This is a genomic window from Streptomyces sp. NPDC002104 (assembly GCF_053593795.1).
This window is the reverse complement of the sequence record NZ_JBSFDF010000049.1, coordinates 45,892-64,796: the sequence shown is the minus strand read 5'-3', so window position 1 is coordinate 64,796 and position 18,905 is coordinate 45,892. Positions and strand designations below refer to the sequence as shown.

Genomic DNA, 18,905 nt, shown 5'->3' with positions numbered 1-18,905 from the left:
GGGGGCGCCGCCCCGGGGACGGGTGTCGGGGGGGCGCCCCCGCGCCGCTCGCCGGAACGTTCCGGCGACGGGCGCGAGGGGGGAGGACGGGCGTTTCCCCGGGTTCTCCGGGAGTTTTCCCGGGGTCCTTCGGGGGGTATCGGCCGGGTCAGTGGATGATCCCGGTCCGCAGGGCGACGGCGACCATCCCGGCCCGGTCGCCGGTGCCCAGCTTGCGGGCGATCCGTGCGAGGTGGGACTTGACGGTCAGGGCGGACAGGCCCATCGAAACGCCGATGGCCTTGTTGGACTGGCCCTCCGCGACGAGGCGCAGGACCTCGACCTCGCGGCCGGAGAGCTCTCGGTAGCCGCCCGGGTGGCTCGGGGCACCCGGGGGGCGGCGGTGCATGCGGGCCGCGGCGGCGCCGATGGGGGCGGCGCCGGGCCGGGACGGGAGCCCGATGTTGGTCCGGGTACCGGTGACGACGTAGCCCTTCACTCCGCCCGCGAGGGCGTTGCGCACGGCGCCGATGTCATCGGCGGCGGACAGGGCCAGGCCGTTCGGCCAGCCGGCGGCCCGGGTCTCGGAGAGCAGGGTGAGACCGGAACCGTCGGGCAGGTGCACGTCGGCCACGCAGATGTCGCGCGGGCTGCCGATGCGTGGACGGGCCTCCGCGATGGACGAAGCCTCGATCACGTCGCGTACTCCGAGCGCCCACAAATGGCGGGTCACGGTGGAACGCACGCGCGGGTCGGCCACGACGACCATGGCCGTCGGCTTGTTCGGGCGGTAGGCGACCAGGCTTGCGGGCTGCTCGAGAAGAACGGACACCTAGGCCTCCTGGGGGGGAGTGGCGGGACGGCCGGCTCGGGGAAGGAAGCCGGTGCGAACCGTGCGGATGGTCTATGACTCCTTCGGCACGTCACCCGCCCGGCTTTAGGGAATGATCACGATTTGGTGAGTAACAATTCGGGCAATTCGGACGCACGATCGATCATAGGGTGATCAGAAGCCCGCAACGGACGCCCGGTAACGACATCCGGCCCGGCTTCGGGAGCCGGGCCGGCGCGGGTCCGGCGGGGCCCGCAGGGGCCCCGGCCTCGCGAAACCGCCCCGGAACTACCCCTGGGGATGGTGCGGACCGCGCCGCTGGGGCAGCGAGACCACCCCGGTCACCGTCTCGGTCGGTCCGACCGGCGGCAGCCCCGCGATCTGGCACAGCAGTTCGCACCAGGCCGACAGGTGTGCGGCGGTGTCGGGCACCCCGCCCACCCCCTCGCGCGGCGTCCACGAGGCCCTGATCTCGATCTGGGTCGCCGGCCGCCGCTCTCCGAGCCCTCCGAAGTAGTGCGAGGCGGCCATGGTCACGGTCCCGCTCGCCTCCCCGTAGGTCAGCCCGCGCGCGTCCAGCGCCCCCGTCAGCCAGGACCAGCACACCTCCGGGAGGAGCGGGTCCACGGCCATCTCCGGCTCCAGTTCCGCCCGTACGAGCGTTACCAGCCGGAAGGTGCCCTGCCAGGCGTCGTGCCCGGCCGGGTCGTGCAGGAGGATCAGCCGGCCGTCGGCCAGGTCCTCGTCGCCGTCCACGACCGCCGCCTCCAGCGCGTACGCGTGGGGCGCCAGCCTCTGTGGCGGTTTGGTGGGATCGATCTCGATCCCCTGCCGCAGTCTCGCCTTCTTCAAGCCGTCGACCGCCCGCCGGAACGGGAGTGGGACGGAGCTGTCCTTCGCGCTGTCCGTACCGTCAGCGCCATCTGAAAATCGTCCCTGAGCCGCAGCCATGCGGGGAAGACTAGGCGGAACGAGCGCCCGTACGGCGCAGCCACACCCGCGCCGGGCCGGGCACTTCTTCATACGTGCGAAGATTTGAGTCGTGAGCGCCAACACCCGCCCCACGGGCACGCCGAGCCAGACGTACGATTCCGCCTTCCTGAAGGCGTGCCGGCGCGAGCCGGTGCCGCACACCCCCGTGTGGTTCATGCGACAGGCGGGGCGCTCGCTCCCCGAGTACCGCAAGGTGCGCGAGGGCACGCAGATGCTGGAATCCTGCATGCGGCCCGACCTGGTCACCGAGATCACCATGCAGCCGGTCCGGCGCCACAACGTGGACGCGGCCATCTTCTTCTCCGACATCGTGGTCCCGCTGAAGGCCATCGGCATCGACCTCGACATCAAGCCGGGCGTCGGCCCGGTCGTGGCCCAGCCGATCCGCCGCCGCGAGGACCTCGCACAGCTGCGCGACCTCACCCCTGAGGACGTCTCGTACGTCACCGAGGCCATCGGCATGCTCACGGGTGAACTGGGCTCCACGCCGTTGATCGGTTTCGCCGGTGCGCCCTTCACCCTCGCGAGCTACCTGGTCGAGGGCGGCCCCTCCAAGAACCACGAGCACACCAAGGCCCTCATGTACGGGGACCCGGAGCTCTGGGCCGACCTGCTGGACCGCCTCGCGGAGATCACCTCCTCCTTCCTGAAGGTCCAGATCGAGGCCGGGGCCTCCGCGATCCAGCTCTTCGACTCCTGGGTCGGCGCGCTCGCCCCGGCGGACTACCGCCGCTCGGTGATGCCCGCCTCCGCGAAGGTCCTTCAGTCCGTCGCCTCGTACGGCGTCCCGCGCATCCACTTCGGCGTGGGCACGGGCGAGCTCCTCGGCCTCATGGGCGAGGCCGGCGCGGACGTCATGGGCGTCGACTACCGCGTCTCCCTGAGCGACGCCGTCAAGCGCGTCGGCCCCGGCAAGGCGCTCCAGGGCAACCTGGACCCGGCGGTCCTCTTCTCCACCACGGAGGCGGTGGAGACCAAGACCCGCGAGGTCCTGGACGCCGCGGCCGGCCTGGAGGGCCACATCTTCAACCTGGGCCACGGCGTCCTGCCGACGACGAACCCGGACGCCCTGACCCGCCTGGTGGACTACGTCCACACGCAGACGGCGGTCTGATCCGAGCCCGCGCCGACGCCGGTACCTAGACCCCCGCCGCCCGCACCGCGGAGACCGCCTTGCGGGCGGCGACCAGCACCGGGTCCCAGACCGGGGAGAACGGCGGGGCGTAGCCCAGGTCCAGGGAGACGATCTGGTCCACCGTCATCCCGGCCGTCAGGGCCACCGCGGCGATGTCCACCCGCTTCGCGGATCCGGCGCCGCCGACGATCTGGCAGCCCAGCAGGCGGCCCGTGCGGCGTTCCGCGAGCATCTTGACCGTCATCTCGGCCGCCTCCGGGTAGTAGCCCGCCGTGTTGGTCGAGCTGATCGTCGCCGTGACGAAGCGCAGGCCGACGGAGAGGGCGTCCCGCTCGCGCAGGCCCGTACGGGCGATCTCCAGGTCGCAGACCTTGCTCACCGCCGTGCCGACCACGCCCGGGAAGGTCGCGTAACCGCCGCCCACGCCCGAGCCGATGACCTGGCCGTGCTTGTTCGCGTGCGTGCCCAGCGCGATGTGCCGCATCCGGCCCGCCACCAGGTCCAGGACCTCCACGCAGTCGCCGCCCGACCAGATGTTCTCGTGGCCGCGCACCCGCATGGACAGGTCGGTCAGCACTCCGCCCGACTCGCCCAGCGGCAGGCCCGCCGCACGGGCCAGGGCCGTGCGCGGTTCGACGCCGATGCCGAGGACGACCACGTCCGCCGGGTACTCCTGACCGTCCGCCGTGACCACCGCGCGGGCCCTGCCCTCCCCGTCGGTGAGGATCTCCGTCACCTCGGCGCGGGCGACCGTACGGATGCCCATGGAGTTCATCGCCCGGTGGACGAGGCCGCCCATGTCCGGGTCCAGCGTGGACATCGGCTGCGCGCCCCGGTGCAGCACGGTGACCTCGAAACCCCGGCCGAGCAGGGCTTCCGCCATCTCCACGCCGATGTACCCGGCGCCCACGACCACCGCCCGGCGGCCCGCGGTCCGTTCCAGGTCCGCCATCAGCCGCTGACCGTCGTCCAGCGTCTGCACCCCGTGCACCCCGTGCGCACCGATGCCGGGCAGCCGGGGGCGGACCGGGCGGGCGCCGGTCGCCAGGACGAGCTTGTCGTACTCCGTCCAGTACTCGGCGCCCGATTCCAGATCCCGGGCGCGCACCCGCTGCCCCGCGAGGTCCAGCTCCACGACCTCCGTCCGCGTCCGCAGGTCGATGTCCCGCGCGCGGTGCTCCTCGGGCGTCCGGGCGATCAGCTCGTCCGGACCGCCGACCAGGCCGCCGATCCAGTACGGGATCCCGCACGCGGAGTACGAGGTGAAGTGCCCGCGCTCGAAGGCGGTGATCTCCAGCTCCGCCGGGCCCTTGAGCCGCCGGGCCTGTGACGCGGCGGACATCCCCGCCGCGTCACCGCCGACCACCACCAGTCGTTCCGTGCCGTTCCCCATGTGCCCGTACCGTCCTTCCCCGCCGCCTGTGCCTGCGGGCCCCACGCTACGGGCGCGCCGGCCCTCAGTCCTGGACGGGTGGCGGCGTCGCGTCCGGGCGCGACGGATTCACGGGAGCCGAGGGAGCCGCGGGAGCGGCCGTGCCGGCCGCGGTGGCCGCCGTGTGACCCGGCCAGACCGGCCCGTTCTGCGCGGGCAGGCGCCGGGCCGCGGGGACGTCCGGCTTCCGCTTCGCGGGCCGCCACCTGCGGTACTGCCGGAAGCAGAGCGCCAGGAAGGCGCCCGACAGCAGGAACGGGGAGGCCGCGGCGAGCGCCATCAGGAGGTACCGGACGGCGGTGGCGAAGACGGCCCAGCCGCCGGCCAGGGCGTCCAGGAAGCCCGGACCGGGCTTCGCCGGCGCCTCCTTCGGCTGCTTCGGCGGCTCCGCGAAGGTCAGGGTGATCGTGCCGAGCGAGGTCTGGTCCTTCAGGGCCGTCTGCTGGGCGAGCAGCGACTCCAGATCGGCCTGCCGCTTGCTGAGCTCGGACTCCAGCGTGACCACTTCGCTCAGCCCCGAGGCCTTCTCCATCATCTCGCGCACCCGCGTCACGCTCGCCTGCTGCGACCTGACCCGGCTGTCGACGTCCGCGACCTTCTGCGTCACGTCCTGCGCCTCGACCTTGCGGTCCATCAGTTTCCCGGTGCCCTCCATGGCGGCCAGCACCGCGTCGAAGCGCTCGCCCGGCACCCGCAGGGTCACGGTCGAGGTCATCACCCCGTCGCCCTCGCGCCTGGTGGTCTCGTTGCCCACGTACCCGCCCGCGTTCTCCGCCGCGGCCCGGGCCCCCGCCGTCGCCTTCTGGGCGTCGGCCGTCTCCACGGTCAGCGTCGCCGTGCGGATGATCCGGGTGCGCGCCGCGGGAGCCTGGGGCTGGTTCTTCTCCGGCCCCGGCGCCGGCGCCGGAGCCCCCGAAGCCGCCGGGGCCGGGGCGGCGCCGTTGCCGGCCGCCGCGTCCTGCCCGGGGGCCGCCGCGTCCGACTTCGCGGAGGATTGGTCGTCGCCCGCCGCCGAGCAGCCGGTGAGCGCGAGCGCGCCCGCGAGGCAGAGCGCGGCCAGAGCCGTCGCCGGGCGCCGTGCGAACCGTCCTGCGAACCGTCTGTGCTGGGTGTGCTGGGTGTGCATCGTGTGTCCCCCCGGGGAATCGCCGGATGCGCGGACGGGCCGCCGCGCCGCTGTCGCCGGTGTGACGTCGCTCGTCCGGTCACGGGTTTCGTACGCACGGTCCCGAGCTGATGCCGAAGCGGTCACGGTCAGGCCTCGGCGATCGCCCGGTGAGCGGTCTGAGACGATGTGTCCATGCACGAAGCGGACACCCGTACGGACCGGCCGGCCCCCGCCGGCCACGTCGTCGTCATCGGCGGCGGCATCGCGGGCCTCGCGGCAGCCCACCGGCTGCTCGCCGAGGGCCTTCGCGTCACCCTCCTGGAGGCCGGCCCGCGCCTCGGCGGCAAGCTGCGCTCCGGCGAACTGGCCGGCCTGCGCGTGGACCTCGGCGCCGAATCCGTACTCGCCCGCAGACCCGAAGCACTCGAACTGGCCCGCGCCGTGGGCCTCGGCGAAGCCCTCCAGCCGCCCGCCACCGCCACCGCCCGCCTGTGGACCCGCGGCGCGCTGCGGCCCCTGCCGGGCGGTCACGTCATGGGCGTCCCCGGCGACCTGGGCCCGCTCGCCGCGTCCGGAGTGCTCTCCGCCGAGGGCCTGGCCCGGGCCGGGGCCGAGGACGCGCTGGAGCCGCAGGAGATCGGCGAGGACGTGGCCCTCGGCGAGTACGTCGCCGCCCGCCTCGGCCACGAGGTCGTCGACCGGCTCGTGGAACCGCTGCTCGGCGGGGTCTACGCCGGCAACGCCTACCGCATCTCGATGCGGGCCGCCGTCCCCCAGCTCTTCGACGCCGCCCGCACCCACGCCTCGCTCGGCGAGGGCGTACGGGACCTCCAGGCCCGGGCCGCCCGGGCCGGGCAGACCGGCCCCGTCTTCTCCGGCATCGACGGCGGCATCGGCCGGCTCCCGCTGGCCGTCGCCGACGCCTGCCGGGCCGCCGGAGCCCGGATCCTCCTCGACAGCCCCGCGCGCGAACTGACCCGTACCGCCACCGGCTGGCAGGTGGTCGCCGGCGTCCCGGGCGGCGCCGAGGTCATCGAGGCCGACGGGGTCGTCGTGGCCGTCCAGGCCGGGCCCGCCGCCCGGCTGCTCGACCGGATCGCGCCCACCGCCGCCACCGAGCTGCGCGGGGTCGAGTACGCCTCCATGGCCCTGGTCACGATGGCCCTGCGCCGCTCCGACCTGCCGGCCACGATCGCCGACGGCGGCGCGAGCGGGTTCCTCGTACCGCCCGTGGACGGCCGGACGATCAAGGCCTCGACCTTCTCCGGCAACAAGTGGGCCTGGGCCGGGACCGATCCCGAGCTCTTCCTGCTGCGTACTTCCGTCGGCCGCCACGGCGACGAGGGCGACCTGAAGCGTTCGGACGAGGAACTGGTCGGGGTCTCCCTCGGCGACCTCGGCGAGGCCGTGGGCCTCGCGCCGGACGTCCGCCCGGTGGCCTCCACCGTCACCCGCTGGGACGGCGGCCTGCCCCAGTACCCCGTCGGCCACCTCGGCAAGGTGGCCAGGATCCGCTCGGCCGTCGCGGCCCTGCCGGGCCTCGCGGTGTGCGGAGCGCTGTACGACGGGGTCGGCATCCCGGCCTGCATCGCGAGCGCGGGCAAGGCCGCCGACGTGGTGATCGCCACGTTGGGGGCCGCTGGGGCACCCCTGGCACCGACCACTGATCAGCACACGGGACAATAGACACATGACTGCACCAGAGAAGATTCCCAACGCGGGGAAGAAGGCGAAGGACCTCAACGAGGTCATCCGCTACACCCTGTGGTCCGTCTTCAAGCTCAAGGACGTGCTCCCCGAGAACCGCGCCGGCTTCGCCGACGAGGTCCAGGAGCTGTTCGACCAGCTGGCCGCCAAGGACATCACCGTCCGCGGCACCTATGACGTCTCCGGCCTGCGCGCCGATGCGGACATCATGATCTGGTGGCACGCGGAGACCTCCGACGAGCTGCAGACCGCCTACAACCTGTTCCGCCGCACCAAGCTGGGCCGCGCCCTGGAGCCGGTCTGGTCGAACATGGCCCTGCACCGCCCGGCCGAGTTCAACAAGTCCCACATCCCGGCCTTCCTGGCCGACGAGACGCCGCGCGACTACGTCAGCGTCTACCCCTTCGTGCGCAGCTACGACTGGTACCTGCTGCCCGACGAGGACCGCCGCCGCATGCTCAAGGACCACGGCCTGATGGCCCGCGGCTACCCCGACGTGCGCGCCAACACCGTCGCCTCCTTCTCGCTCGGCGACTACGAATGGCTGCTCGCCTTCGAGGCCGACGAGCTGTACCGCATCGTCGACCTCATGCGCCACCTGCGCGCCTCCGAGGCCCGCATGCACGTCCGCGAAGAGGTGCCCTTCTACACCGGGCGCCGCAAGTCCGTCGCCGATCTGGTGGACGGACTCGCCTAGAGACCTCCCCTGGGGGGAAGGACCGGAGGAACGCCGACCGCGTCCTCCGGGGATCGGGAGGCCCTGCCCCCGAATCGACGCAGCCGGAGATCCCGCCCGGAAGTTCAGACGACTGGCGGCAGCAGTGCCCTGGGGTGCCCCTGGGCCACCGCTGCCCGGTCGTCCAGCGACACCGGTGCGGGCTCCGGATGCGGCGCACACGTGACACTCCTCCCTGAGGTGTCACCTGTCAGCAAGTACCGCTCCACGTGGGCGTCCACGCAGTCGTTGCGTCCGCCGACCACCCCGTGGGTGCCGGCCCCCGCCTCCGTCACCAGCCCGGCCCGCGGCCCGAGCCGCCGCTGGAGCTCCAGCGCGCCCCCGTACGGGGTGGCGCCGTCCCGCTCGGCCGCGACGATCAGCGTGCCCGGCAGCGGGGCGTCCGGCCGCGCGCCCACGTCCACCGGCCGCTGCCGTTCGCGCACCGGCCAGAAGGCACAGGGCAGGTTCAGGAAGGCGTTGGCCCAGGTCTCGAACGGGGCCGTACGGGCCAGTTCGGTGTTGTCGCGGTCCCAGGTCTCCCAGTCGGCCGGCCACGGGGCGTCGTTGCACAGGGTCGCCGTGTAGACGGCCGTGGCGTTCTCGCCCTCCACGGCCGCCGCCGGATCCGGGGCGGCGAGCGAGACGAGCGGACGCGGATCGCCGCGCAGGAACGCCGCCAGGGCCGCGGCGCGCCCCGGCCAGACCTCGTCGTCGTACGCGGCCCGCAGGTACGCGGAGTGCAGCTGCCCGGTGCCGACCACCCCGCCCGCCGGTTCGCGGGCCAGCGCGGCCCGCACGCGCTCGTAACTGGCCTGCACCGCTTCGGGCGTGGAGCCGAGCCCGTACGCGGCGTGGTGGCTTGCCGTCCAGGCACGGAAGTCGGCCCAGCGGCGCTCGAAACCGGCGGCCTGGGCGAGGTTGTTGCGGTACCAGACCTTGCGGGGGTCGGGGTCGACGGCCGAATCGAAGACCATCCGGCGGACGTGGCCGGGGTAGAGGGTGGCGTAGACGGCGCCCAGATAGGTGCCGTACGAGGCCCCCATGAAGGTCAGCCCGCTCTCGCCGAGCGCGGCGCGCAGCACGTGCAGGTCGCGGACGTTGTTCAGCGTCGTGTACGAGCCGAGGGCGGCCCCGGCCCGCTCCGCGCAGCCGCGGGCGTAGGCCCGGGCGGCGGCGATCCGGGCCTTCTTGGCGGCGGCGTCCGGCCGCGCGCCGGCCGCCCCGGCGGGGGCCCGTTCGTACTGCGCCGGGTCCTGGCAGGACAGCGGGCGCTGCGAGCGGCCCACCCCGCGCGGGGCGTAGCCGACGAGATCGTAGGCGGCTCCGATACGGCGCCACTCCGGCAGATCGGCGACGAGCGGGAAGAACAGGCCGTTTCCGCCCGGCCCGCCGGGGTTGTAGACGAGCGCGCCCTGCCGCCGGACCCCGCCCGCGCCGGAGGCGGAGACCCGGCTGACGAGGATCTGCGTCTGCTCCCCGAAGGGCCGGGCATAGTCGACGGGGACCCGCAGCGTGCCGCACCGCACGTCCGGCCCGAGCCCCTCGGCGACGGGGCAGGGCCCGAACTCCAGCCCCGCACCGGCCTGCTGACGGCCCGGTGCCGCACCCCCGCCCGGACCCGGCGGCCCCCCGCTCGCGGCGGCCGCGGCCAGCCGGGCCACGAGTTCGGCCCCGGCCGCCTCGGCGGACCCGGTGGCGGCGCGGGCGGCTCCGGTGGGGTCCGCGGCCGCTCGGCCCGCGGGGGGAGGACCGGCCGTCACCCCGGGCGGGCCCGGGGGAGCGGCCCCGGCGCCGGGGGCCGCCGGCAGGGAAGCGGCCAGCGCGAGGGCGGCCAGCGCGACCGTGGCGGGCACCCGGGGCATGCGCATGGCGGACCTCTCATCTCAACGGACCTTCCGATGAGATCCGGCGGGCGACCCCTTGTACAGGACCACCGGCCGGTGTCGCGCTCAATACCCCCGTTGGTGTGGAATCCGCCCGCGCCTGCCGTGCGCGAGCGCCGCCCGCAGCTCGGGATCGGTGACCGCGCGCAGCCCCCGCAGGGCCACCGCGGTGAGCGTGCCCCGCGCGCCCTGCGCCCGCTCCAGCTCCACGAGGAGCCGCCGGCCCGCGGGGGAGGCCCACCCGGACTGCCCGTGGCCCTCGACGCGGGCTATGGCCAGGCAGCCCAGCGCGAGGATCAGCGGCAGCGCGAACCAGCACAGGATCATCGTGGTCGTGGTCCCCGGATCGGGCACGCACAGCGCGGCCACCGCCATGCCGAGGACCAGCCCGGTGGCCTGCCGGACCGCCCTGATCCCCGAGTCCACGTCCCGCCGGGCCTGGTCGCACGACGCGAGCCCGGCCTCTCCGAGCCGCTCCGCGAGGGCTCGTACGGCCGGATCCCGGGCCACGGCCGACCGTACGGAGGTCACCGGCTCCTGCCCGTCCGGCCCGAAGGCGCCGAGCACCGAGCGCTCGTGCGGATCGCGGCCCACCGGGTCGACCACCGTCGCCCAGCCGGTGTGCGCGAGCAGCAGCCGCCGCTGGCGCTGCATCGACAGCAGCGTCAGCTCGGCCACCCGCTCCGGGCCGCCGGCGAGGTAGGCGGCCTCGTACAGGTTCAGCTCGTCGTGGTGGTGGCGTGCGTCCGTGCCCGGCGGGGGCTCCGCCAGTTCGGAGGCGGCCTTCAGGAGGCGGGTGCACGCGACCAGCAGCCCTGCCCAGGCGAGGAGGAGGAACAGGACCCAGAACATGTCAGAGTTCTACAAGACGTTGAACCGCCCGGTACAGCCCTGTGCCGAGGTGTGAGCAGCTCGTGACGGGTCCGTGATGGACGGTCAGGAACTGCTGCCGCAGCTGGAACTGGATGAACTGCTGCAACTCGACCCGCTGGAACAACTCGATCCGCTGGAACAACTCGATCCGCTGGAACTTCCCGAACAGCTGGACCCGCTGGATCCGCAGCCGCTCCCGGAGGAGGAGCCGCAGCCCGAACCCGAGGAGCAGCCGCCCCCCGAGGACCCGCAGCCCGTCCCGCCGGAGCCGCCCCCGCCGTCGGAACCCGCGCACCAGACCACCGGGACCATCGCGGCGCCCGCATCCCAGTCCGACCCCGAGCCGCCGGACCGCGTGCGGGACTGGGCCGCCGCCAGCCGGGTCCCGCGGGCCGCCGGCACCAACTGCTCGCGCAGATAGGGGTCCCGCAGGCCCCGCAGCCCGAACAGCGAGGTCTGGACGTACGGGCTCTGGTCGGCCCCGTAGTGGGCGCGCATGGCGCGCAGCGCCTCGGCCCCCGCCGGGGTGATCCGCTGCCGGGCACGGGAGGCCCCGACGGTGCCCGCGACGATGCCGCCCAGCAGCACGGGCAGCACCTCCACGATGAACGGCACGTGGAAGTCCGCGGGGCCGTCCTGCAGCGCGAAGGCGACGAAGGACAGCGGCAGCGCGAGGATCAGCAGCGCCCCGCACGCGACGGCCTGCACCACCCCGTGGCGCAGCCAGCGGTGGCGGCCGCCGGGGGCGGCGATCAGCCCGCGGGCGGCCAGCGCGTCGCCGGTCTCCTGCACGGCCGGGTCCCGCATGGCGGCGTAGCGGATCTGGTACAGCCACCCGGACGGGGCGCCCTGGCAGGCCTGGAGCACGGCCCGCTGGGCGGGGTCACCGCCCCGCACCCCGGGCCGGACCTGGACGATGCCGGGTCCGCCGGCCAGCATCCGGCCGTCGCAGAGCAGGGAGACGACCGCGGCGTCCACCACCGCGCCGGGGCCGCCGGCCATGAAGGCGGCCTCGGACAGGTCGTGCAGGCGCGGGGCGGGGCCGAGGGCGGCCGGCCGCGACCGCCGCAGGCCGCGCAGCAGCAGGACGCTGGAGGCGATGACACCGATCCAGACGGCCACGGCGAGGAGGTCGAGGATGTTCATGCCGCTCTCCCCACCAGGGCGCGGGCCCAGCGCACGGCCCGGCCCGGTGGCCGCGCCCCGGCCCGGTCCCGCCACCAGAGCGTGAGCCGGCGCCGCGCGGCGGGGTCGGCGGGCAGGTCGCGGACCAGCAGGTGCTCGGCGAAGTCCAGCGCGTCGCGCCGGTATCCGCCGGTCATGGGCCGGTGCCGGGCGTAGCGCAGGAAGGCCTCCAGATACGGGCCCTCCCCGCCCAGCATCCCGGGCAGCTCGGGCGCGACCTTCGCCACGACCCCGCCCCGCTTGGCCGCGAGCGCCCGCGCCTGCACCCGCACCCGCTGCCGGTCGAACCCCTCGGGCACCGGAGTGCCGGCCACGAGCGCCGACAACAGCGCGGCCTGCCCGATCCCGACCCGAGTCCGCGCCCCGTCGGCCCCGGCTCCGCCGTCGTCCGGGGCCGGGTCCGCTCCACCATCGGCGGCGCCGGAGACGCGGCCGGTGCCGGCCCCGATCCGGGCTCCAGCACCGGCCGTGGCACGGTCCGTGCCGGCCTCGACCGCGGCTGCGCCGTCGTCCGCGCTCCGGTCCGGGCCCGCGCCGGTTCCGGCCTCGCCGGCCTGGGCGGCGCGGGTCCGGGCGGAGCCCGGGGAACGGCGGAAGGGAGGGGAGGGGACGGCCCCCGCAGGGCCGCCGTCCAGCACCCGCCGGATCGCGGTCAGCTCGCCCGCCAGCTCCGCGGCAGGCGGAAAGTCGTCGTCCCGCTCCAGCAGGACCCCCGCCGGCTCCACCCTGGAGCGGAGCTCCGCGAGGATGGACAGCACGGCCTCCGGCACGGGATGCGCGTGCGTGTCGTGCCACACCCCACCCCGCTCCACGCCCCCGGCGACGTGCACGTACGCCAGCGCCTCCAGCGGGATCCCGTCCAGCACGGCAACCGGGTCCTCCCCCCGGTTGACCCGGTTGGTGTGCAGGTTGGCCACGTCGATGAGCAGCCGCACCCCGGTCCGCTCCACGAGCTCGGTCAGGAACTGCGCCTCGGTGAGCTCCTCCCCGGGCCACGACACCAGCGCCGCGATGTTCTCCAGCGCGAGCGGCACCGGCAGTGCGTCCTGCGCGATCCGCACGTTCTCGCAGAGCACGTCCAGCGCGTCCCGCGTGCGCGCCACGGGCAGCAGGTGCCCGGCTTCGAGCAGCGGTCCCGGCGCCACCGAGGAGGTCCGTACGAAGGCGATGTGCTCGGTGACCAGCGGCGCCCCCAGCGCCACCGCCCGCTCCCCGAGCGCGGCCAGCTTCGCCGGGTCGGGCCGGTCGGCGCCGCCGATGCCCAGCGAGACTCCGTGCGGCACCACGCGGACCCCGCGTTCGAGCAGCCGCAGCAGGGACTCCGGCAGGTGGCCGGGGCAGACGTTCTCCGCCACGACCTCGACCCAGTCCAGCCCCGGCAGGCCTTCGACCGCCCCCGCGATCTCCGGCCGCCAGCCGATGCCCACCCCCAGGTGTGCCATGGGCTTCATGTCCCCTCGCCCCCTCTCATCGGTCCGTGTGCCGATGTCATGGCCCCGTCGGAGCCGCGCCAATCCGACCGGGGGGACGTTCAGAGCAACATTTGAGGTTCCCGGTCCGGGCAGCGTTCCGGATGCCGGGACGGCGGGCCCGCGCCACGGTCGGGCCGCGCGCCACGGTCGGGCCGCGCGCCACGGTCGGGCCCCGCGCGACAGCCCGCCCCGTGCTACAGCCGCGCCCGCAGCGCCGGATGGTCCGCGACCACCGTGCACGAGCCGGGCGCGATCTCCGTGAAGCCCGCGTCCCGCACCACCGGCAGCCCGCTCCCGGACAGCTCCGTCCACCGCTCGCGCGCCGCCGTCCGTACGGCCAGCCGGAAGCCGGACTCCCGCCACGCGGTCCGCTCCGCGCCGGTCAGCTCCCACCACGCGAGCTGCGCCGCGTGTCCGGCCTGGGCCATGGCCTTGCCGGCCGACATGTCCAGGTCCGGGTTGAGCCAGAGGACCGGCAGCCCGGGCTCCGCCGGGGCGGCCGGCTCCGGGTCGTCCAGGTCGGTGCCCGACACCTGGAGCTTGGCCAGCTCCTTGGGCCAGCCGTCGAGGGGGACCGGCGGGAAGACCCGTACCTCGGATTCCGCGCCGTGCACCGTGAGGCCCGGCAGGGTCCCGGCCTTGCGCCACTCCGCCCCGCGCGCCCGGCGCACGACCTTGCGGATCCGCGCGTCCTGCCAGTCCCGGACCGCCGCCGCCCACTCGCCCTCGCCGGCCGAGCGCTCGTCGGTGAGCAGGACGAGCACGGCGCGGGCGGCCGTCTCCAGCGCGTCGGTCCGGGCCGGCGGACCGGTCTTCTCGATCCGCACCACCAGCGGCAGTACGAACTGCGGTGCTTCGTCGCGGGCGATCCGCTCCTGCCGGAAGGGGCTGTCCTCCCCGACGGCGGGTACCCGGGTGTCCTGCTGCGCGTCCTCGGTGCTCATCCGCACGATTCTGCCAGCCTCCGCCTTGCGGATGATGCCGGAGGGGTCCCGGCCGGGTGAGGATCGACGCCATGAAGAGTGATCTTTTCGCGTCCGAGAACCTGGCCCAGGCCTCTGCCGTACCCGGCATGACCCTGCAGAACGCCAAGTCCGTCAAGTACACCGTCAACGGCGACATGCTCGCCCGTCAGGGCTCGATGGTCGCCTTCCGGGGCAACCTGCAGTTCGAGCGCAAGGGGCAGGGCATAGGCGGCATGCTCAAGCGGGCCGTCACGGGCGAGGGCCTGGCGCTGATGTCCGTGCGCGGGCAGGGCGAGGCCTGGTTCGCGCACCAGGCGGGCCACTGCTTCATCATCGAGTTCGAGCACGGCGACGCCCTCACCGTCAACGGCCGCAACGTCCTGTGCTTCGATGCGACCCTCGGCTACGAGATCAAGATGCTCAAGGGCGCGGGCATGACCGGCGGCGGTCTCTTCAACAGCCTCTTCACCGGCACCGGCAAGCTCGCCGTCGTCTGCGACGGCAACCCGATCGTCATCCCGGTCACCCCGCAGGCCCCGGTCTACGTGGACACCGACGCGGTCGTCGGCTGGAGCGCCCGGCTGGAGACCGGACTGCACCGCTCCCAGTCGTTCGGCTCGATGATGCGCGGCGGTTCCGGCGAGGCCGTCCAGCTGGGGCTCAGCGGCGAGGGCTTCGTCATCGTCCGCCCGAGCGAGGTCACCGAATCGGCCGCCGCCCATTGACCGCGCACACCGTGACACTGACCGCGGTCGGCCGCCGCTACGGAGTGCGGCGGCCCTGGGTGCTGCGCGGCATCACGCTGGAGATCCCGCCCGGGGCCCTCGTGCGCGTCGAGGGCGTCAACGGTGGCGGCAAGTCCACCCTGCTGCGCCTCGTCGCCGGGCTCGACACCCCGAGCGAGGGGCGGATCACCGGCCGCCCCCGGCGCAGCGCGTACGTACCCGAGCGGTTTCCCGCCGCCCTGCCGCTCACCGCCGAGGCGTATCTGACCCACATGGGCCGGGTGCACGGACTGCGGGGCGCCGCCGCGCGCCGGGCCGCCGCCGACTGGCTGGAGCGGTTCGGGGCCGCCGCCTTCGCGCGTACGCCGCTCGCCGAACTGTCCAAGGGGAGCAGCCAGAAGGTGGCCGTCGCGCAGGCCCTGCTGGCCGGTCCGGAGCTGCTCGTCCTCGACGAGGCCTGGACCGGACTGGACGCGGCGGCCCGCGCCGAACTGGACCGGGCCGTCACCGAACGCACCGCCGCCGGAGCCTCGGTGCTCTTCGTCGACCACGACCCCGGGCGGCTCGCGGGCGCGGCCGACGCCCGGTACCGGGTCGAGGGGGTCACCGTGGTGGCGGTCCGGGACGGCGCGGACCGGGGCCCGTCCGTACGCGTCCACGTGACCGGGGCGCCCGGCTCCGCACTCCCGCCGGGGCTGACGGGCGAGCCGTGGACACCCGCACCCGGGGCCGGTGACGGCAGTGGTGGCGGTGGCGGGGCCGGTGGCGGCCGCCGGAGCCTGGTGCTCACCGTGCCGGCCGCGCGCTCCGACGCCGTGCTGCGCGAACTGCTCGCCGCGCACCCGCCCTGGCACGTCGTCTCCGTACGGGAGCTGCCGTGACCTTCCGACTCCCGCTCCTCGCGGCCCTGGTGCGCTACCAGGCCGCCCTGCTGCTGCGCTCGCAGCGCTGGCTCGCCCCGCTGCTGCTGTACGCCGCCTTCCTGGCCGTCGGCGTCCGGCCGGGCGACCCGGTGCTCGACTCCCTCGGCTACGCCGCCGCCGGGCTGGTCCCGGTCACCGCCTGGCTGGTGCGGATCTGCGTCACGGCCGAGCCCGACGCCGCCCGCGACTGCGCCGCCGCCGCGGCGGGTCCCGTACGGGTGCACGCGGCCGCCCTGCTCACCGCACTGGCCGGGGCGCTCGCGGCCGGGGGAGCCGGCGCGCTCGCGGTGCTGCTGCTCTGCGACCGCACCGGGGTGCGTGCGGGGGCCGCCGCCTTCGCCGGAGCGCTGGCCGTGGGCGCCTGCGCGCTGACCGGCGGCGCGGTCGGTGCGCTGGGCAGCCGTCCGCTGCTGCGGCGCCCCGGGTACGCGGTCCTGGCGACGTGCCTCGGTTCGCTGCTGGCCTGGGGCGTCGCCTCCTCCCCGGCCCGCCTCGCGGTGACCGCGCTGGTGGTGGGGTCACGGGAGCGGACCGTCCCGCTGCCGCTGGCGGAGTGCGCGGTCGCGCTGCTGCTGGCCGCCGGGGCGGGTGCGGTGGCCTGCGCGGTCGCGGCCCGGCGCAGGTGAGTAGGCTCGTACGCATGGACCAGACCGAGCAGAGCGCGCCCGACTCCTCGTACTGCCCGGCCCCCGCGGCCCCCGCCGGGCGGGTGCCCGGGCCGCCCTACGCCGACTGCGTGGAGTGCGGGAAGCCCACCGAGTACGGGGTCGCGACACCGGGCGTGGTGCTGTGCCCGGTGTGCGAGTGGCAGGACGCGCAGCGCACGGCCTGCTCCGGCTGAGGCCGCAGCAGGGGCCGCGGCAGGGTCCGGAGCAGGGCCGCAGCAGGGGCCCGCGGATTACTTCCCGATGAGGTCGGAGACCTTGACGAAGCGGTAGCCGCGCTTGCGCAGCTCCGGGACGATCGTGCGGATGGCCTCCTCCGTGACCGGGGCGGCGCTGCGCGTGCAGTGCATGACCACGACCGAGCCGGGCTTCACCCCCGCCAGGACCTGTTCGGCCACCGCGTCGGGATCCTTCGCGAACGCGTCCCCGCTGACCACGTCCCACTGGACGGCCGTGACCCTGGCCGTGGAGATGGCCCGCAGCGCCTGGTCGTCGTAGCAGCCGCCGGGGAAGCGGAAGTACGGGACGGTGTTGACCGCGCCCGCCTTGCGGAAGGCCTCGAAGGCCCGGTCCACGTCGGCGCGGGCGGCGGCCTCGTCGAGGGTGGGCAGTCCGTAGCAGGGGGACTTGAAGGCGTGGTGGCTGTACGAATGGTTCGCGATCTCGAAGTTCGGGTCCGTGCCGATGGACTTCGCCTGGTCCGGATACTCCTCGGCCCAGCGGCCCGTCATGAAGACCGTCGAGGGCACCTTGAGGGCGCGCAGGGTCGAGATCAGCTGCGGGTTGTCGAAGTGCTCGCCGCCCTCCGCGCGCGGCCCCTGATCGGAGGTCATGTCGGCGTCGAAGGTCAGCGCCACCGTCTTGTCGGTCCGCTGCTTCGCCCGGTCGAAGACGGGGGTCAGACCGCCCGGACCAGGAGCCATGGTCGGCACCTTGCCCGGGGCACCGGCCTGCGGGGACGCCGGCGGACTGCTCCGGGAGCCCTGCGCCGGGGTGGCGGAGCCCGCGGTGGAGGGGGAGGCGGAGGCCGGGGCGGAGGGGGCCGGGGAGGCTCCCATCCGGGCCCGGCCGCCGGCGTCCGGCGTGCCGGTGCCGCCCCCGCACGCGGCGAGGGCGGCACTGAGAGCTGCTACGGCCGCGACGGCGGCCGTCCTGCGCACTGAGATGGTCACATGCGCAAAATATATGACTATGTGGCAAGCAGACGGGTGCGGCACTCCTCCACGTCGAAGTCACCCTTCGGGTACTGCGGGGCGATGTCCTCCAGATGCTCCAGCAGCAGTTTGCTGATCGCCCAGTTGCGGTACCACTTGCGGTCCGACGGGACGACGTACCAGGGCGCGGCGTCCGTGGAGCAGCGCTCCAGGGCCAGCTCGTACGCCTGCTGGTACGCGGGCCACACCGAGCGCTCGTCGATGTCGCCGACGTTGAACTTCCAGTGCTTGTCCGGGTTGTCGAGCCGCTCCAGGAGCCGCTTGCGCTGCTCGTCGTAGCCGATGTGGAGGAAGACCTTCACCACGGTGACGCCGTCGTCGGCGAGGGACTTCTCGAACCGGTTGATCTGCGCGTAGCGGCGGCCCAGCTGACTGCGCGGCACCAGGTCGCGCACGCGGGCGATCAGGACGTCCTCGTAGTGCGAACGGTCGAAGATGCCGATCTCACCCGGCTGGGGGAGCGCCTTCATGATCCGCCACAGGAAGGGGTGGTTCTGCTCCTCCGGCGTGGGCGCCTTGAAGGCCTTGATCCGGCAGCCCGAGGGGTTGAACAGGCCGATCACGTGCTTGACGGTGCCGCCCTTGCCGCTGGTGTCCATGCCCTGCAGCACGAGCAGGACGCGACGGCGGTCGCCCGCGGTGCTGGCGGCGTAGAGCCGCTCCTGGAGGGAGGCGAGCCGTTCGCCCATCAGGGCGGTGGCCGCCACGCCGGCCGCCTTGTCGGTGGGACCGGCCGGGGTCGCCCCGGGGTGGAAGGAGCCGAGGTCGACGCGCTCGCCGGAGGGGACGCGGAGCAGGGGGCGCAGGGGGGTGTCGTACCCGTACTCGTAACCGTGTCCGTGTCCGTGCCCGTGGCCCGAGGACTTGCGGCCGGAGCCCTTCGAGCCCTTGGAGTTCTCGGCGGAGATGCGGAGCAGCTCGCGCAGGGACAGGGGCTTGGACTTCGGCTTGCCGCTGTCGCTGGCGGCGGGGCCGGCATCGGGATCAGTCTTCTTCTCGCCCTTGGCGGGCTTCCCCGCGTCGGCGGTCTTGGCCCTCGCTTTGGCCTCGGCCTTGTCGGCTTTGGCGCCCTTGGCGGGCTTCCCCGCGTCGGCGG

At 74.6% G+C, this 18,905-nt stretch carries 18 protein-coding genes; 7 read left to right on the top strand and 11 right to left on the bottom strand.

What is annotated here, in order from left to right; translation table 11 throughout:
- Positions 1 to 148 precede the first annotated feature (148 nt).
- Positions 149 to 811: a response regulator transcription factor gene (locus ACWCP2_RS30720; RefSeq protein ID WP_214956508.1), complete on the bottom strand. Its 663-nt coding sequence runs from the start codon at positions 809 to 811 to the stop codon at positions 149 to 151.
- Between the two features lie 288 nt (positions 812 to 1,099).
- Complete coding sequence (locus tag ACWCP2_RS30715; RefSeq protein WP_243331447.1) at positions 1,100 to 1,762, bottom strand: DUF3000 domain-containing protein; 663 nt, start codon at positions 1,760 to 1,762, stop codon at positions 1,100 to 1,102.
- A 91-nt stretch (positions 1,763 to 1,853) separates the two neighbouring features.
- Here ACWCP2_RS30715 and hemE point away from each other — a divergent pair, with 91 nt between their 5' ends.
- A complete protein-coding gene (gene hemE, locus ACWCP2_RS30710) occupies positions 1,854 to 2,918 on the top strand; it encodes a uroporphyrinogen decarboxylase (protein WP_450911825.1) in 1,065 nt (354 codons plus the stop codon).
- A 25-nt stretch (positions 2,919 to 2,943) separates the two neighbouring features.
- On the opposite strand, the gene ACWCP2_RS30705 is transcribed toward hemE, so the two are convergent.
- Entirely contained in the window at positions 2,944 to 4,332 is a 1,389-nt protein-coding gene (locus ACWCP2_RS30705) for an FAD-dependent oxidoreductase (protein WP_450911824.1), read from the bottom strand.
- 64 nt (positions 4,333 to 4,396) lie between these two features.
- Complete coding sequence (locus ACWCP2_RS30700; RefSeq protein WP_450911823.1) at positions 4,397 to 5,497, bottom strand: DUF4349 domain-containing protein; 1,101 nt, start codon at positions 5,495 to 5,497, stop codon at positions 4,397 to 4,399.
- Positions 5,498 to 5,671: 174 nt separating this feature from the next.
- Here ACWCP2_RS30700 and hemG point away from each other — a divergent pair, with 174 nt between their 5' ends.
- Positions 5,672 to 7,165: a protoporphyrinogen oxidase gene (gene hemG / locus ACWCP2_RS30695; protein WP_450911822.1), complete on the top strand. Its 1,494-nt coding sequence runs from the start codon at positions 5,672 to 5,674 to the stop codon at positions 7,163 to 7,165.
- Between the two features lie 4 nt (positions 7,166 to 7,169).
- Positions 7,170 to 7,883, top strand: a complete 714-nt coding sequence (gene hemQ, locus ACWCP2_RS30690) for a hydrogen peroxide-dependent heme synthase (protein WP_450911821.1) — start codon at positions 7,170 to 7,172, stop codon at positions 7,881 to 7,883.
- 104 nt (positions 7,884 to 7,987) lie between these two features.
- Here the strand turns inward: hemQ and ACWCP2_RS30685 are convergent, their stop codons facing one another.
- The 5 genes from ACWCP2_RS30685 to ACWCP2_RS30665 all read right to left on the bottom strand — a co-directional run bounded on the left by ACWCP2_RS30685 (position 7,988) and on the right by ACWCP2_RS30665 (position 14,261).
- Entirely contained in the window at positions 7,988 to 9,772 is a 1,785-nt protein-coding gene (locus tag ACWCP2_RS30685; protein WP_450911820.1) for an alpha/beta hydrolase, read from the bottom strand.
- 81 nt (positions 9,773 to 9,853) lie between these two features.
- Positions 9,854 to 10,639 (bottom strand): TIGR04222 domain-containing membrane protein, encoded by a 786-nt coding sequence (locus ACWCP2_RS30680; protein ID WP_450911819.1) that lies wholly within the window; start codon positions 10,637 to 10,639, stop codon positions 9,854 to 9,856.
- 84 nt (positions 10,640 to 10,723) lie between these two features.
- A complete protein-coding gene (locus tag ACWCP2_RS30675) occupies positions 10,724 to 11,806 on the bottom strand; it encodes a TIGR04222 domain-containing membrane protein (RefSeq protein ID WP_450911818.1) in 1,083 nt (360 codons plus the stop codon).
- Entirely contained in the window at positions 11,803 to 13,296 is a 1,494-nt protein-coding gene (locus tag ACWCP2_RS30670; protein WP_450911817.1) for a DUF692 domain-containing protein, read from the bottom strand. The genes ACWCP2_RS30675 and ACWCP2_RS30670 overlap by 4 nt, the downstream gene beginning before the upstream one ends.
- A 215-nt stretch (positions 13,297 to 13,511) precedes the next feature.
- On the bottom strand, positions 13,512 to 14,261 hold the full coding sequence (locus tag ACWCP2_RS30665) for an aminoacyl-tRNA hydrolase (RefSeq protein ID WP_450911816.1): 750 nt from the start codon (positions 14,259 to 14,261) through the stop codon (positions 13,512 to 13,514).
- Between the two features lie 71 nt (positions 14,262 to 14,332).
- On the opposite strand from ACWCP2_RS30665, the gene ACWCP2_RS30660 reads away from it, so the two are divergent.
- Genes ACWCP2_RS30660 through ACWCP2_RS30645 form a run of 4 tightly spaced genes read left to right on the top strand, consistent with a single transcriptional unit; the run spans position 14,333 to position 16,771 of the window.
- Positions 14,333 to 15,007: an AIM24 family protein gene (locus tag ACWCP2_RS30660; RefSeq protein WP_450911815.1), complete on the top strand. Its 675-nt coding sequence runs from the start codon at positions 14,333 to 14,335 to the stop codon at positions 15,005 to 15,007.
- Between the two features lie 11 nt (positions 15,008 to 15,018).
- Positions 15,019 to 15,888: an ATP-binding cassette domain-containing protein gene (locus tag ACWCP2_RS30655; RefSeq protein WP_450911814.1), complete on the top strand. Its 870-nt coding sequence runs from the start codon at positions 15,019 to 15,021 to the stop codon at positions 15,886 to 15,888.
- On the top strand, positions 15,885 to 16,556 hold the full coding sequence (locus ACWCP2_RS30650; protein WP_450911813.1) for an ABC transporter: 672 nt from the start codon (positions 15,885 to 15,887) through the stop codon (positions 16,554 to 16,556). The genes ACWCP2_RS30655 and ACWCP2_RS30650 overlap by 4 nt, the downstream gene beginning before the upstream one ends.
- Before the next feature lie 14 nt (positions 16,557 to 16,570).
- The gene (locus ACWCP2_RS30645) at positions 16,571 to 16,771 is read left to right on the top strand and encodes a hypothetical protein (RefSeq protein ID WP_450911812.1); all 201 of its coding nucleotides are present in this window, start codon (positions 16,571 to 16,573) and stop codon (positions 16,769 to 16,771) included.
- Between the two features lie 57 nt (positions 16,772 to 16,828).
- Here ACWCP2_RS30645 and ACWCP2_RS30640 read toward each other — a convergent pair whose 3' ends face one another.
- A complete protein-coding gene (locus ACWCP2_RS30640; protein ID WP_450911811.1) occupies positions 16,829 to 17,767 on the bottom strand; it encodes a polysaccharide deacetylase family protein in 939 nt (312 codons plus the stop codon).
- Between the two features lie 17 nt (positions 17,768 to 17,784).
- The gene (locus ACWCP2_RS30635) at positions 17,785 to 18,615 is read right to left on the bottom strand and encodes a PPK2 family polyphosphate kinase (protein WP_450911826.1); all 831 of its coding nucleotides are present in this window, start codon (positions 18,613 to 18,615) and stop codon (positions 17,785 to 17,787) included.
- Positions 18,616 to 18,905 lie beyond the last annotated feature (290 nt).

Coding starts and splice junctions, on each gene's coding strand:
- hemQ (WP_450911821.1), top strand. CDS start 7,170: ATGACTGCACCAGAGAAGATTCCCAACGCGGGGAAGAAGGCGAAGGAC.
- ACWCP2_RS30680 (WP_450911819.1), bottom strand. CDS start 10,639: ATGTTCTGGGTCCTGTTCCTCCTCCTCGCCTGGGCAGGGCTGCTGGTC.
- hemG (WP_450911822.1), top strand. CDS start 5,672: ATGCACGAAGCGGACACCCGTACGGACCGGCCGGCCCCCGCCGGCCAC.
- ACWCP2_RS30660 (WP_450911815.1), top strand. CDS start 14,333: ATGAAGAGTGATCTTTTCGCGTCCGAGAACCTGGCCCAGGCCTCTGCC.
- ACWCP2_RS30700 (WP_450911823.1), bottom strand. CDS start 5,497: ATGCACACCCAGCACACCCAGCACAGACGGTTCGCAGGACGGTTCGCA.
- ACWCP2_RS30685 (WP_450911820.1), bottom strand. CDS start 9,772: ATGCGCATGCCCCGGGTGCCCGCCACGGTCGCGCTGGCCGCCCTCGCG.
- ACWCP2_RS30670 (WP_450911817.1), bottom strand. CDS start 13,296: ATGAAGCCCATGGCACACCTGGGGGTGGGCATCGGCTGGCGGCCGGAG.
- ACWCP2_RS30715 (WP_243331447.1), bottom strand. CDS start 1,762: ATGGCTGCGGCTCAGGGACGATTTTCAGATGGCGCTGACGGTACGGAC.
- ACWCP2_RS30675 (WP_450911818.1), bottom strand. CDS start 11,806: ATGAACATCCTCGACCTCCTCGCCGTGGCCGTCTGGATCGGTGTCATC.
- ACWCP2_RS30645 (WP_450911812.1), top strand. CDS start 16,571: ATGGACCAGACCGAGCAGAGCGCGCCCGACTCCTCGTACTGCCCGGCC.
- ACWCP2_RS30705 (WP_450911824.1), bottom strand. CDS start 4,332: ATGGGGAACGGCACGGAACGACTGGTGGTGGTCGGCGGTGACGCGGCG.
- ACWCP2_RS30665 (WP_450911816.1), bottom strand. CDS start 14,261: ATGAGCACCGAGGACGCGCAGCAGGACACCCGGGTACCCGCCGTCGGG.